General features: G+C 73.5%; 12 protein-coding genes. 10 read left to right on the forward strand and 2 right to left on the reverse strand.

From position 1 onward, the window contains the following. The first annotated feature begins 75 nt into the window (after positions 1-75). The 9 genes from AB0L75_RS13515 (at position 76) to AB0L75_RS13555 (ending at position 10,086) form a co-directional block, all read left to right on the forward strand. On the forward strand, positions 76-1,248 hold the full coding sequence (locus AB0L75_RS13515) for a serine hydrolase domain-containing protein (protein ID WP_365179904.1): 1,173 nt from the start codon (positions 76-78) through the stop codon (positions 1,246-1,248). Between the two features lie 120 nt (positions 1,249-1,368). Continuing rightward, complete coding sequence (locus tag AB0L75_RS13520; protein ID WP_365179907.1) at positions 1,369-2,688, forward strand: CAP domain-containing protein; 1,320 nt, start codon at positions 1,369-1,371, stop codon at positions 2,686-2,688. A 56-nt stretch (positions 2,689-2,744) separates the two neighbouring features. Continuing rightward, entirely contained in the window at positions 2,745-3,422 is a 678-nt protein-coding gene (locus AB0L75_RS13525; protein ID WP_365179910.1) for an AIM24 family protein, read from the forward strand. Positions 3,423-3,580: 158 nt separating this feature from the next. Continuing rightward, positions 3,581-4,621 carry a tetratricopeptide repeat protein gene (locus AB0L75_RS13530; RefSeq protein ID WP_365179913.1) on the forward strand — a complete coding sequence of 347 codons (1,041 nt, stop codon included), beginning with the start codon at positions 3,581-3,583 and terminating at the stop codon, positions 4,619-4,621. Further along, complete coding sequence (locus tag AB0L75_RS13535) at positions 4,618-5,637, forward strand: polyprenyl synthetase family protein (RefSeq protein WP_365179916.1); 1,020 nt, start codon at positions 4,618-4,620, stop codon at positions 5,635-5,637. Before AB0L75_RS13530 ends, AB0L75_RS13535 begins: the two co-directional genes overlap by 4 nt. A 102-nt stretch (positions 5,638-5,739) precedes the next feature. Then, positions 5,740-6,699 (forward strand): threonine/serine dehydratase, encoded by a 960-nt coding sequence (locus tag AB0L75_RS13540; RefSeq protein WP_365179919.1) that lies wholly within the window; start codon positions 5,740-5,742, stop codon positions 6,697-6,699. A 198-nt stretch (positions 6,700-6,897) separates the two neighbouring features. Beyond that, positions 6,898-8,469, forward strand: a complete 1,572-nt coding sequence (locus tag AB0L75_RS13545) for a protein kinase (protein ID WP_365179922.1) — start codon at positions 6,898-6,900, stop codon at positions 8,467-8,469. Positions 8,470-8,558: 89 nt separating this feature from the next. Next, a complete protein-coding gene (locus AB0L75_RS13550; RefSeq protein WP_365179925.1) occupies positions 8,559-9,599 on the forward strand; it encodes a hypothetical protein in 1,041 nt (346 codons plus the stop codon). A gap of 61 nt (positions 9,600-9,660) precedes the next feature. Then, entirely contained in the window at positions 9,661-10,086 is a 426-nt protein-coding gene (locus AB0L75_RS13555; protein ID WP_365179928.1) for an SsgA family sporulation/cell division regulator, read from the forward strand. 59 nt (positions 10,087-10,145) lie between these two features. Here the strand turns inward: AB0L75_RS13555 and AB0L75_RS13560 are convergent, their stop codons facing one another. After that, positions 10,146-10,688 (reverse strand): DUF6328 family protein, encoded by a 543-nt coding sequence (locus tag AB0L75_RS13560; protein WP_365179931.1) that lies wholly within the window; start codon positions 10,686-10,688, stop codon positions 10,146-10,148. Positions 10,689-10,741: 53 nt separating this feature from the next. Continuing rightward, positions 10,742-11,725: an aldo/keto reductase gene (locus AB0L75_RS13565; protein ID WP_365179935.1), complete on the reverse strand. Its 984-nt coding sequence runs from the start codon at positions 11,723-11,725 to the stop codon at positions 10,742-10,744. Positions 11,726-11,860: 135 nt separating this feature from the next. Here AB0L75_RS13565 and AB0L75_RS13570 point away from each other — a divergent pair, with 135 nt between their 5' ends. Further along, positions 11,861-13,594, forward strand: a complete 1,734-nt coding sequence (locus tag AB0L75_RS13570; protein WP_365179938.1) for a cholesterol oxidase substrate-binding domain-containing protein — start codon at positions 11,861-11,863, stop codon at positions 13,592-13,594. Positions 13,595-13,605: the final 11 nt, after the last annotated feature.

Genomic DNA, 13,605 nt, shown 5'->3' on the forward strand with positions numbered 1-13,605 from the left:
AGACGTTGACCCCATCCCCTAGGTTCCAGGGCCGGAATGTGACCGATCTCTCATATCACTGAAAGTGGGTTCCGGATGGTCTCGGCAACGGTGCGGAGGGGCGCGGTCCTCGGAGCGGTCGCGCTGTCGGTCCTCGCGGTCCCGGCGCGGGCCGCGACAGGAGCGGCGGCCGCCCCGGCGGCGGCGCTCGCGGCGCCCGACACCCAAGGACTCGCCGCGGCACTGCAGTCCGCGGTGAAGGACGGTGCGCCGGGCGCCCTGGCCCGGATCGACGACCGCGGCAAGACGTACAACCGGACGTACAAGGTGACCCGCGGAGTCGCCGACCGGCGCACCCGGCGGGCCGTCTCCGCCGCCGACCGGTTCCGCGTCGGCAGTGTCACCAAGACCTTCTCGGCCGTCGTCCTGCTGCAACTCGCCGACGAGCACCGGCTGGCGCTCGACGCGCCGGTCGACCGCTATCTGCCAGGGCTGCTGCCGGACGACCGGATCACCGTCCGCCAGGTGCTGAGCCACCGCAGCGGCCTGTACGACTACACCGACGACATGTTCGCCGACAGCGTGTCCGGCTTCGAGGCGGTGCGGCACAAGGTCTTCACCTACCGCCAGTTGGTCGCCCTCTCACTGCAAAAGCCCCGCACCAACGCGCCGGGCGCCGCGTACTCCTACTCCAACACCAACTTCGTGGTGGCCGGCATGCTCATCGAGAAGCTCACCGGGCACTCCGTGCGGACCGAGTACCAGAACCGCATCTTCAGGCCGCTGAAGCTGCGGGACACGTTCTACGTCCATCCCTCGACCGCGATTCCGGGCCGGTACGCCCGTGGCTACCTCACGCCGGACCGGGCCGGCAACCCGCTGGTCGACGCCACCGACCAGACGGTGTCATGGGCGCAGAGCGCGGGGGCGATCATCTCCAGCGCGCGGGACCTCGACGTCTTCTACCGTGCGCTGCTCGGCGGCAAGCTGCTGTCCGCCGCGCGGCTCGGTGAGATGGAGCGGTTCAACCGGGTCGACGCCACGACGGCGTACGGGCTCGGACTGCGGCGGCGGGAGCTGTCGTGCGGAGTGGCCGTGTACGGGCACACGGGGGTGGTGCAGGGGTACTCGACGTATGCCTTCGCCACGAAGGACGGGGCGCGGAGTCTTACGGCCGTCGCCAACACGTCCAACAACGCGAAGGTGTCCAAGGCGTTGGCGGCGGCGCTGGAACCGGTGTTCTGCGGCAAGAAGGGGGGCAAGGGGTAGGGGGTGATCGCCGTTGCCGGTTTGCGGGTGGCTGGGGGCTCGCGCAGTTCCCCGCGCCCCTTCGCCAGCGGAACCTTCTTCCATGTGCCGGGCGTTGTTCGTTGTGTGACGAGCGAGCTGATGCCCGGGGGCAATGTGGCGCTGCCCGTCGGCGTGGTGCTGATGCGGGTGAGCGGGCCCTTCGACGTGTCCGCTCTCGTCGGGGGTGCGGACGGCAGGGTCGGGTCCGATGCCGACTTCGTGTTCTACAACCAGCCTCAGGCGCCGGGGGTCCGGCTGCGCGGTGACGGTCTGGCCGTGGATCCGGCCCGGCTGCGCGGTGGGGGCTGCCGGGTCACGGTCGTGGTGAGCGCGACCGAGCCCGGGACACCGCTCGGGCGGCTGCCCGCTCCCCTGCTGGAGGTCACGGACGGCTCCGGGCGACCGGTGGCCCGGTTCACGCCGCCGCGCCCCGGCCCGGAGACCGTGCTGCTGCTCGCCGAGCTGTATCTGCGGCCGGGCACCGGCTGGAAGCTGCGGGCGGTCGGCCAGGGGTACGCGGACGGGCTGGCCGGGCTCGCCCGGGACTTCGGGGTCGATGTCACGGACGACGGCGGGCAGACGGCGTCCGTCGCGGCCGCTCCGGCGACCGTGCCCCGGTCGCGCCCGTCGTCCGGCCGGCGCGCGGACGGCTGGGCGGAGGAGTTTCTGCGTCTGGTCAACTCCGCCCGTGCGCAGGCCGGTTCGGCGGCCGTCGGTCTCGATCCGCGGCTCGGCTCCGCCGCGCGCGCCCATGCCCGGGCCATGGCGGACGCCGGGCGGCTCGGTGCCGAGGGGCGGGACGGCGTCTCGGTGCACCAGCGGATCAGCGCCGCCGGATACACGTATGTCACGGTGGGCGAGCATCTCGTGTCCGGGCCCCGCTCGCCGGCCGAATTCGTGGAGTACTGCCTGGGCTCGGACCGGTCCCGGCGCACCGTGCTCGACCCGGCGTTCCGGCACGCCGCCCTGGCGCACGCCGACGGCGGCGACCGGTACTGGATCGCGCTGTGGGCCGCTCCGCTCACCCCGGACGCGCTGTCGTGCACAGCCGCCGAGGTGGTCGCGCTCACCAACGCCGAGCGGGGCCGGGCCGGTCTGCCGCCGCTGGCGGTGGACCCGCTGCTCACGGTCGCCGCGCAGGCGCACTGCGCGGACATGGTGGCCCGTGACTTCTACGACCACACCTGCCCCGACGGCTCCCAGCCCTGGGACCGGGCGGCTGCCGCAGGATCCCGGCTGCGCGCCATCGGCGAGAACATCGCCTGCGGCCAGCGCTCCCCCGCCGAGGTCGTGGACGGCTGGATGAACAGCCCCGGCCACCGCGCCAACATCCTCAAGCGGGACTTCGGTCACATAGGTGTCGGTTTCGCGGGCGGCGGCCGGGCGGGCACCTACTGGGCCCAGCTGTTCGGTGGCTGACCGGGCACGCTCCGTGATCTTGTCGGAACGGCCGCCTCCGGGTCACCATGCCCCGCATGAAGGGTGACCTCTTTTCCAGTGCGCACGTGGTGCGGCCGGCCGTGGAGCCGGGCATGTCCGTCGAGAACGCCAAGTGCATCAGGTACGCCGTGAACGGCGAGATGTACGCGCGTCAGGGCGCGATGGTCGCCCACCGCGGCAGCCTCAGGTTCGAGCGCAAGGGGCAGGGCGTCGGCGGCATGCTGAAGCGCGCGGTCACCGGTGAGGGGCTGCCTTTGATGGCGGTGCGCGGCGAGGGCGAGGCCTGGTTCGCGCACGAGGCGCAGAACTGCTTCATCGTCGAGGTCGAGCCCGGCGACCAGTTCACGGTCAACGGCCGCAACGTGCTGTGCTTCGACGCCTCGCTGTCGTACGAGATCAGGACGGTGAAGGGGTCGGGCATCGCCGGCGGCGGACTGTTCAACAGCGTGTTCACCGGGCAGGGCCGGCTCGGTCTGGTCTGCGAGGGCAATCCGCTGGTCATCCCGGTCTCCGCGCAGTCCCCGGTGTACGTCGACACCGACGCGGCGGTCGGCTGGACCGCGCATCTGCAGACCTCGCTGCACCGCTCCCAGTCCATCGGCTCGATGCTGCGCGGCGGTTCGGGGGAGACCGTGCAGCTGATGCTCCAGGGCGAGGGCTTCGTCGTGGTGCGGCCGAGTGAGCTGACCCCGCAGAAGGCACAGCAGCACTGAACCCTCGCAGCGTGTGATCCACGCCGCACGGGCAACCCCGCTCGCCGTGCCTGCGTCTTGATCGGCAACAGACCGACACGCCCCGGTCGCTTCGGCCGGGGCGAATTTCCCACACCCTATACACGCGATGTATACACATGGTGTATAGAAAGGCACGCATGTACGGCAAGGCTTTCGCCCCGGAGTACCAGGGCGCCCTGACCACCCTGTCCGTGAACTCCTCGCTGGTCGATGTGCTGGCGGAGGGCACCGAGAAGCTGCGCGAGGCCGAGCGGTCCGGGCGCCCCGCCGAGGCCGCCCGTTGCGGTCTCGCCGTCGCCGAGGCGCACCGGCGGCTCGGCCACGTGGGCGACGCGGACCGGGCCTGGAAGGCCAGCTACCGCGCCGCCCGCGCCGCCGACGACACCGCCGCGATGGCGTGGGCCCTGTGGAGCGGCGGCACCCTCGCCCGGCAGCGCGGGGCCTTCCCACTGGCCTGGCGGCTGCTCGGGCTCGCGGCCGAACTCGGCGAGCGCGGCGGGGACATCGTCGTCCGCGGCTACTCGCTGGCCGGCCTCGCGGAGACCGGCCGGATCCAGGGCGACTACGCGGCGGTCGGCCGGCTGCACGAACAGCTGCTGGCCGAGGCGCGCAGGCGCGGTGAGGCCCGGCACACCGTATGGGCGCTGGAGGGCATCGCGCAGATGCACCGCAACACCGGCGACCACGACCGGGCGTACGCGCTGTTCGAGGAGGCGGCACAGATAGCCGAGCAGGCCGAGGACCGGCGCGGGTACGCCTGGGCGCTGCGCGGACTCGCCGACATCCTCTCGGTGCGCGACAAGGACACCGAGGGCGCGCTGGAGCTGCTGTCGCGGGCGGAGGCCGGCTGCCGGGCGATGAACCTCACCAGCGCGCTCGCCTACAACCACAAGATGCGCGGCAACGTCCTGTACCGGGCGGAACGTTACGCCGAGGCGCGGGAGCTGTACGAGCAGGCGCTGGAGGAGTTCCGCGTGATGAGCGAGCCGCGCGGCGAGGCGCTGGCCCGGCTGGGCCTCGCCAAGTCGCGGGCGCAGCTGGGCCGGGACCGCGCCGAGACCGCGGCCGAACTCGCTGATCTGGCACGGACGCTGGAGCGGAGCGGGCTGAAACACTCCCGCGAGATGGTGGCCCGGGCCCTGGAGGAGTTCGGCCTCGCGGCGGAGATCGTCCGATGACCGCGGTGCAGGCCCCGCCCTCGGCGTCCGAGGTCCTCGCCCGCTGCCGTGACCTGGTGCGTCCGGCGCTGCGGGAGGCGGTGGAGCGGCTGCATCCGTGGGTGGCCGAGATGGCCGGGTACTCCTTCGGCTGGTGCGAGGTCGGCGGGGCGCCCGCCGCCGCACCGGGCGGCAAGGGCGTACGGCAGGCGCTGGCGGTGCTCGGCGCCGAGGCGGCGGGCGCCGACGGGCGGGCCGGCGTCCCGGCGGCGGTGGCGGTGGAACTGGTCCATGCCTTCTCGCTGCTGCACGACGACATCATGGACGGCGACCCGACCAGGCGCCGCCGCCCCGCCGTGTGGAAGGTGTACGGCACGGGCCCCGCGGTGCTCGCCGGCGACGCCCTGTTCGCGCTGGCGGTGGAGATCCTCGCCGCCACACCGCAGGGGGCCGGCGCCGTACGGCTGCTGTCGACGGCCCTCGCCGACCTGGTGCGCGGGCAGGCCGACGACCTGCTGTTCGCCACCCGCCCGTGCAGCGGCCCGGAGCGGGTGACGCCCGAGGAGTACCGGTCGATGGCCGAGGGCAAGACCGGCGCGCTGCTGGGCTGCGCGGCCGCGCTGGGCGCCGTGCTCGGCGGGGCGGATGAGCCCACGGCCCGCGCGCTGGACCGGGCCGGACGGCATCTCGGGGTCGCCTTCCAGCTGGTCGACGACGTGCTGGGCCTGTGGGGCGACCCGGCCGTCACCGGTAAGCCCGTGGGCGGCGATCTGCGGGAGCGCAAGATGACGTATCCCGTGCTGGCCGCGCTCGGCTCGCCGCGGGCCGGTGGGCTGCCCGAGCTGCTCGGCTCACCGGAGCGCGCCGCGGAGGCCGCCGCGCTGGTCGAGGCGGAGGGCGGCCGTACGGCGGCGCTGGCCGAGGCGCGGGCGCACACGGCCGCCGCCCGGGCGCTGCTCGCACGGGCGCCGCTGGCCGGCGACTCCGCCGGGGACCTGTTCCGGTTGCTGGACCATCTGGTGGACCGGGAGTTGTGATCTTGCGGTCACCCGGTGAAACCGTGTTGACCCCGGCGGTCCGCACGGGTCAGGGTGCGATCGGCGCGGCTCTCACCCCCCGCGCCGGAAGGGTGAAGCACCTTGATCGGCATCAGGGAGATCGAAGCGGCGGCGGAGCGGATCGCCGGGCATGTCGTGCGGACGCCCACCGTGGCGAGCCCGGGGCTGACCGCGCTGCTCGGCGTCCCGGTCACCACCAAGCTCGAACTGCTCCAGCGCACCGGCTCGTTCAAGGCGCGCGGGGCGACGGCGAAGCTGCTGTCGCTCAGCGAGGCCGAGCGGGCGGCGGGCGTGGTCGCGGTCAGCGGCGGCAACCACGGGATCGCCCTCGCGGTGATGGCCGCGGCCCTCGATGTGAAGGCGACCGTGGTCATGCCCCGTACCGCGTCCGCGCGTTCCGTCGCGCTCGCCGGGGAGGCGGGGGCCTCGGTACGGCTGACCGACGGTATGGACAGTGCGTTCCAGCTGGTGACACGGCTGCGGGACGAGGGGCTGACCCTGGTCCACCCGTTCGACGACCCGGTGGTGATCGCCGGACAGGGCACGGTCGGGCTGGAGTTGGCCGAGGACGCGGAGGACCTCACGGACGTCGTCGTCAGCATCGGGGGCGGCGGGCTGATCGCCGGGATCGCGGTGGCCCTCGCGGCCAGGCGGCCCGGGGTGCGCGTGTGGGGCGTGGAGACCGCCGGCGCCGAGGCCATGTCCGCCGCGCTGAAGGCGGGCGGCCCGGTGCAGGTGCCCCTGTCGTCCGTGGTCACCACGCTCAGCGCGCCCGCCGTGTCCCAGCTGACGTACGACCATGTGTCCGCGCTGGTCGAGGAGGTGCTGGTGGTCCCGGACCGGGACGCGGTGCAGGGCTGCCTGGACCTCGCCGAGCACGCCAAGGTCTGGGCCGAGCCGGCCGCGGGCTGTCTGCTGCCGGCCGCCCGGCAGGTGGCGGCACGGGTCGGCGACGGCGCCCGGATCGGCCTCGTGGTGTGCGGCGGCAATACGACGCCGGGCGAACTGACCGGCTGGGCCGAGCGGTTCGGACTGCTGTGAGACCGGGCCGCACCCGGGAATTACCCTCGGTTACCCGCAGGTCGAACGACAGCCGGGTGCGGCCATCCCAAACTCGCAAGCCCTTTCGAAGAATTGAATGAAAGGCAGGAACGGCGCCCGAGTCACGGATTCTTTGAACACACCCCGGCCTGCGCCGCGTACCCCTGTGAGACACGCAACAGGGGTTCTCAGCGAGGGATGACCATGGTCAAGGCGCACGTCTCCGCACACGAGTTGGTGGCCGGACGGTACCGGCTCCTGGAGGTCTTCGCCCGCGAGACGAACCGCCTGTGGTGGTACGCCGAGGACGTGACGGCGGAGCAGCCACGGCTGGTGGCCCAGACCGCCCTGCCGGAGTCCTGCGCGGACGACGCCGCGCGTCGGGTCACGGCCCGCGTCGTGCGGACCTGCGAGACCATGCGGCTGCTGTGTCCCGGCCAGGTCGCCGCGGTCGTCGACGCGGTGGTGGAGGCCGGCGCCCTGTGGACGGTCACCGAGTGGATCGACGGCACGCCCCTCACCGAACTCCTCGACCGCGAGGGCGCGTTCAACGCGGTACGGGCGGCCCGGATCGGTCTGGAGCTGCTCGACGTGCTGCGCGCCGCGCACGACGAGGGCATCACCCACGGCGAGCTGAGCCCCGGCCAGGTCTTCGTGCGGGACAGCGGCCCGGTCGTCGTCACCGGGTTCGGGCTGGCCGGCGCGACCCTGGTGCCGCGGCTGACGGCTCCGTCGTACGCCTCGCCGGAGCAGGCCCGCGACGAGCGCCTGGGGCCGGCCGCCGATCTGTGGGCGCTGGGCGCGCTGCTGTACACGATGGTGGAGGGCCGGCCGCCGTTCCGGGACCGGGGCCGGCCCGACGCCACCCTGAAGGCCGTGGACCGGCTGCCGCTGCGCACTCCGCTGCGCGCGGGCCCGCTCACCCAGGCCGTGCAGGGGCTGCTGCGGAAGAACTCGCGGGAGCGGTTGTCCCGGCCGGTGGTCCGCGACGCGCTGATCCGGGCCCTCGACGGGGACAGCGACGCCGACCGGCGGCCGGCCCCGGCACCCCGGCTGCGCGGCGCGTACCAGGGGGTGCGGCTCGCCGGGCGCGGGCGGAGCAGGCCGGCCCTGGCGGCCGGTACCGCACTGGCCGTGCTCACCGTTGCCGCGGCCGTCCTCGCCGCGGCTCATCTGCTGCCGGGCACCGGCACCGCGCAGGCGCCGGACCACCCGGGCGCCCCGGCCACGTCCGCCGGCCGGCGCGGCGGCAGCACCGCGACGCCCTCCGCGAGCCCTACGCCGACCGCCTCCGCCACGTCCGCCCTGCCGGCCGGCTACCGGCGCTACACCGCCCCGGAGGGCTTCTCCGTCGCCCTGCCCGACGGCTGGAAGCGGCTGACCACCTCCCGCGTCCCCGGGGCCTACCGCATCACCCTCGGTCAGGGCGGCGCCTCCCCCACGCTTGCCGTCACGCACAGCGAGCACGTGGGCCCGGACCCGGTCGCGGTCTGGCAGGACGACGTCGAACCGGATCTGCGGCGGCTGTCCGGCTACCAGCGCGTCGGCGCCGTCCGGGCCACCATGTACCAGGGTCACCGGGCCGCCGACCTTCAGTGGCTGGCCGGGACGGGGGACGCGCGGGTGCACACCTTCGGGCGCGGCTTCCTGCTCGGCGGCGGCGACGCCTTCTCCCTGCGTTTCACCACCCCGGCCGCGGCCTGGGACGACGCCGCGAACCGGCTGGCGCTGACGACGTTCCTGCAGACGTTCCGGGCGCCGGAGAACTGACGGGGACCGGCCCAGGGCCCGGATAGGCTTTCCTGTCCGCGCCCGCTTCCGGGTGCGGTCCCTTGAGCATCTTCGCAGGAGAGTCATCCGTGACCCTGGTCATCGACCCGTCCGAGACGTCCGCCCCGGCCGCGCCGCCGCTGTCCGAGCCGGTGGCGCGCGACGCCCGTGCCTTCGGCGGCTACGCGCGCACCGGAAGCTGGGCCTTCGCGCTGATGGTGGCCCGCAGTGTGCGGCCCGGCGGACAGGCCGCCGGTGAGACGCCGAAGGTGTCCGCGAAGGAGTTCGCCGAGCTGGCCGGCTGCTCCCCGGAACGGGTCATGCGCTACTACAAGGCCTGGGACCGGGCCGCCGACGACGGGCTCGTGCCGCACTTCGAGGCCCTTGAGCCGGGCCAGGAGATCGACCTGCCGGACGCGGACGTGTGGCTGAGTTACTACGTCTCCCGCAACAGCGCGACCTCCGAGCGCGGCACCGCGATCGCCGAGGCCGCCGAGGCCGAGGGCATCCGCCCCACCAAGGCGCTGGAGGTCGCCGAGAACCCGACCGCGCTGCGCGCCGCGATCCTCGCCGACCCCTCGACCGCCCGCGCGGCCCGCGCCGCCCTGCTGGACCGGGTGCGGGAGGACCCCGAGCTGCAGGCGGAGCTGGCGCGCGACGTCGTACGGACCGACGACCTGAAGAAGGCCGTCGCGACCGAGAGCCGGGCCGCCGACCGGATCGGCTACGTCCGGCAGATCGCCGAGTCCGGGCAGATCAGGACCCCGGCCGGGCAGACCGTCGAGGCCCCGGCCGAGCTGCGCGACGAGGCCGAGCGCCATCTGTCGCTGATCGACGAGCTGGAGGACGGCGAGGACACCGGCGAGTGGGCCGCCGAGGCCTACGACACCATGAAGTCGCTCGTCGTGGAGGCCGTGGAGGCCGATCCTGAACTGCGCGTCCAGGAGCGGCGTACGAAGTTCTACAGCAGCCTGCAGAAGGCGACCAAGGCGTTCGAGGAGCTGACCTTCGACGACGCCCAGGACTTCTACGAGGACGACATGGTCCAGCGGCTGGAGGAACTCCAGCACGCCATCGGCAGCTGCCTGACCGCACTGCGCGGAACCGGCCGGAATCAGTCGCAGGAGTGAGCTTTCCGGGCGACACGGGGTACTAGAGGGTCGTGAGCCGATCGTTGCCGGAGGCCCTCGCATGAAGTCGTTCGTGCACACGACCCTGCTGGTGGAGCTGCGTGCCGAAGGCACCGGCCGCTGCCCCGTGTTCGCCCATCTCGGCTACGACGCCGCCGACCCGTTCGCCGTCACCGCCGTCTTCGGTCACGACGGGCATGTGCTGGCCTGCTGGCGGCTGGACCGGGAGATGCTCCGCGACGGTCTGCTGCGGCCGGTCGGCGCCGGGGACGTGCGGCTGCGGCCGGCCTCGACCGGTGCGTGGCACGAGCTGCGCATGGAGTTCCTCGGCCTCGCCCGGCCGGACGGCAGCCGGCACCACGCGGTGGTGTTCGCCTGGGCGCCAGCCGTCGCCGCGTTCCTGCGGGAGACCCACCGGGTCGTGCCGCCGGGCCGGGAACGCTTCCCCGTCGACGAGCTGTTGGCCGAGATCCTCGCCGCCGGCTGAACAGCCGTACTCCTCACGCCGGGTTCGGCGGCGTGGTCGCCTTTCCGGAGTCGCTCCGTCTAGGCGTGACCCTGGCCGGCGGCGCCGCCGGCCGGCCCCGGGGGCTCGGCCCGGTCCTCCGGCCGGGTGTGGTGGCGCCGGGCCCACAGGGGCAGGCCGTACCAGCAGACCAGGTACCAGACGACGACGGCCGCCACCAGATAGGGCACATAGCCGCTGTGCGTGGCCACCCGCAGGATCAGCAGCAGGGCCGAGGCCATCGTCATCAGGAGCAGGACCAGTCCGGCGAACGTCATCCGGGACGCCAGCCGCACCGCCTGCGGCTTCACCCGGCGGCCGGAGACCAGGCGGTGCAGGGACACCGGTCCGACGAGGGCTCCGGTCGCGCAGGCGCCGAGGACGACGGTCCCGATGTAGATGGCCTGGTCGGCGGCGGCGAGCTGGGCGTACTTCTGCTGGAAGACGACGGTCAGCAGGAAGCCGAAGAGGATCTGCACACCCGTCTGGGCGACGCGGACCTCCTGGATGAGTTCGACCCACATCCGGTCGGCCCGCTCCTCCTCGGTCTCGTTGCGCCCCCTGCGCCGTCCGTCCTCCGTCATGCGATTGCGTGTAACCGTCGGGCCGTTCGTTCAAACGACGCGCGTCCAGGCGCCTACCAGCGGTGCACGACCTGGCTCTCGATCCGCCGCTCGTACAGCTCGCGGATCGCGGTGAAGGTCTCCTGAGGCAGCGGCGGCAGCTTGGCTGCGGCCGCGTTCGCGCGGGCCTGCTCCGGGGTACGGGCGCCGGGGATCACCGTGGTCACGCCGTCCTGCTCGACGATCCAGCGCAGCGCCAGCTGGGCCGGGGTGTACCCCTCGGGGGCGAGCGCGGCGAACTCGGCGGCGGCCTCGACACCGGTCGCGTAGTCGACGCCGGAGAAGGTCTCGCCCTGGTCGAAGGCCTCGCCGTGCCGGTTGAAGGTGCGGTGGTCGTTGGCGGCGAACACCGTGTCCTTGGTGTACTTGCCGGACAGCAGGCCGGAGGCGAGCGGCACGCGCGCGATGATGCCGACGCCGGCCTCGCGGGCGGCGGGCAGCACCTCGCGCAGGGGCTTCATGCGGAACGGGTTGAGGATGATCTGTACGCTCGCCACGTTCGGCCGCGCGATCGCGGTCAGCGCCTCGGCACAGGTCTCCACGCTGACGCCGTAGGCCGCGATGCGTTCCTCCTCGACCAGGGTGTCCAGGGCGTCGAACACCGCGTCGGTGGAGTAGACGGGCGTGGGCGGGCAGTGCAGCTGGACCAGGTCGATGCGGTCGACGCCGAGGTTGCGGCGTGAACGGTCGTTCCAGGTACGGAAGTTGTCCAGGACGTAGTTCGCGGGGATCTGCTCGACGCGGCGGCCCATCTTGGTCGCCACCAGCACATGCAGGTCGGGCCGGCCGCGCAGGAAGGAGGCGATGGTCTCCTCGCTGCGGCCGTCGCCGTACACGTCGGCCGTGTCGAAGAAGGTGACCCCCGCCTCGGCCGCCGCCTCCAGGACGGACAGGGCCTCCTTGTCGTCCACGTCGCCCCAGTCGGCGCCCAGCTGCCATGTGCCGAGACCGACCACCGATGCCCACTGACCCGACCTGCGGAATGCGCGTTCGTCCATGGCGCCAGTCTGTCATCCGGGACGGGGCACGCGGAACGGACCGCTCCGGCGGGCGGCCTGTAGGTCTGTCACCCACATGGGTGAGATGCGTCGATGGAACGCGGAGAACCCTGCGGCGCCTCCTAACGTGACCCCGTGATCGATCGTTCGTCGGACAACCTCCTTTCCGTGGGCGGCAGTTCGGACCCGCTCAGCCGGCGCGGTCTGCTGCGCGGGGCCGCCGCGCTGGCCGCCGTACCGGTGCTGATCGCGGCCGACCCGGCGCTGGCCGCGGCCGAACTGCCCGGGTTTCCGGCGCGGGTGGCGCTCTACCGCTCGGCGTACCGCAACTGGGCGGGTGCGATCACCGCCGACGGGCTGTGGGCCTGTGCGCCGAGGGGACCGGAGCAGGTGCTCGCCGTGGTCGACTGGGCATGGCGGGCCGGCTGGCGGGTCCGGGCGCGAGGACGCTCCCACGGCTGGTCGCCGCTCACGATCACCGAGGGGACGCGGGCGGACAGCCGCGTCCTGCTGGTGGACACGGCCTCGCATCTGACCGGGCTGACGCTGGAGTCGGACTCGGCGGTCCGTGCCGGCAGCGGAGTCACCCTGGAGGCCCTGCTCACGTTCCTGGAGGGGCACGGGCTGGGCCTCACCGCGACGCCCGCGCCGGGCGATCTGACCCTCGGCGGCGCCCTGGCGATCGACGCGCACGGCACCGCCGTACCGGCCGACGGCGAACGTCCGCCGCCGGGAAGCACGTACGGCTCGCTCAGCAACCGGGTACTGGAGCTGACGGCGGTGGTGTGGGACGCGGCCAGCCGGGCGTATGTGCTGCGGACGTTCCGCCGTACGGAGGCGGACTGCGCCGCGCTGCTCACGCATCTCGGCCGGACGTTCGTCACCGAAGTGGTGCTGCGGGTCGGCCCCGACACCCGGCTGCGCTGTGTCAGCCGCACCGACATCCCCGCCGGCGAGCTGTTCGCGGCGCCCGGCTCCGGCGGCCGCACCCTGGAGGGCTTCCTGCGGCGTTCGGGCCGCGTCGAGGCGATCTGGTTCGCCTTCACCGAGTTCCCGTGGCTGAAGGAGTGGAGCGTCGCGCCGGTCCGGCCGGCCCGCTCGCGACAGGTCACCGCGCCGTACAACTACCCCTTCTCCGACCGCGTGCCGGAGCCCGTGGCCGATCTGGCGGGGCGGCTGGTGACGGGCGCGGCCTGGTACCTGGCGCTGGAACTCGGTGCCGCGCAGCTCACCGTGGCCTCCCTGGGGCTCGCGGCCACGGACTCCGCCGACCTGTGGGGACCGTCGAAGAACACGCTGCTGTATCTGCGGCCGACCACCCTGCGGGTGACCGCGAACGGGTACGCGGTGCACACCACCCGGGCCGGAGTGCAGCGGGTGGTGCACGAGTTCACGCGGTACTACCGGGAGCTGCTGGCCGCGTACGCGGCACGGGGCCGTTTCCCGGTCAACGGCTCGGTGGAGATCCGGGTCACCGGTCTCGACGACCCGGCCGACGCCGGGGTGCCGGGCGCCGAGGCACCGCTGCTGTCCGCGCTGCGGCCGCGCGCGGACCGTCCCGAGTGGGACACGGCGGTGTGGCTGGACGTACTGACCCTGCCCGGCACGCCGTACGCCGGGCAGTTCCTGCGCGAGCTGGAGCGGTTCCTGCTGGACAGCTACGACGGCGGGCACGCCCTCGCCCGTGTGGAGTGGTCCAAGGGCTGGGGGTACACGGCGGACGCCGCCTGGAGCGACGCGGAGGTGCTCGGCACGGCCGTGCCCGCTACCTTCGGCCGGGAGGTGTGGACGCGGGCGGTCGCCGTTCTCGACCGCCTGGATCCGCACCGGGTGTTCGGTAACGCTTTCCTGGACCGCCTGCTGCGCTGACCGCTGCCTGC

Source organism: Streptomyces sp. NPDC052101 (genome assembly GCF_040680235.1).
Lineage (GTDB): Bacteria > Actinomycetota > Actinomycetes > Streptomycetales > Streptomycetaceae > Streptomyces.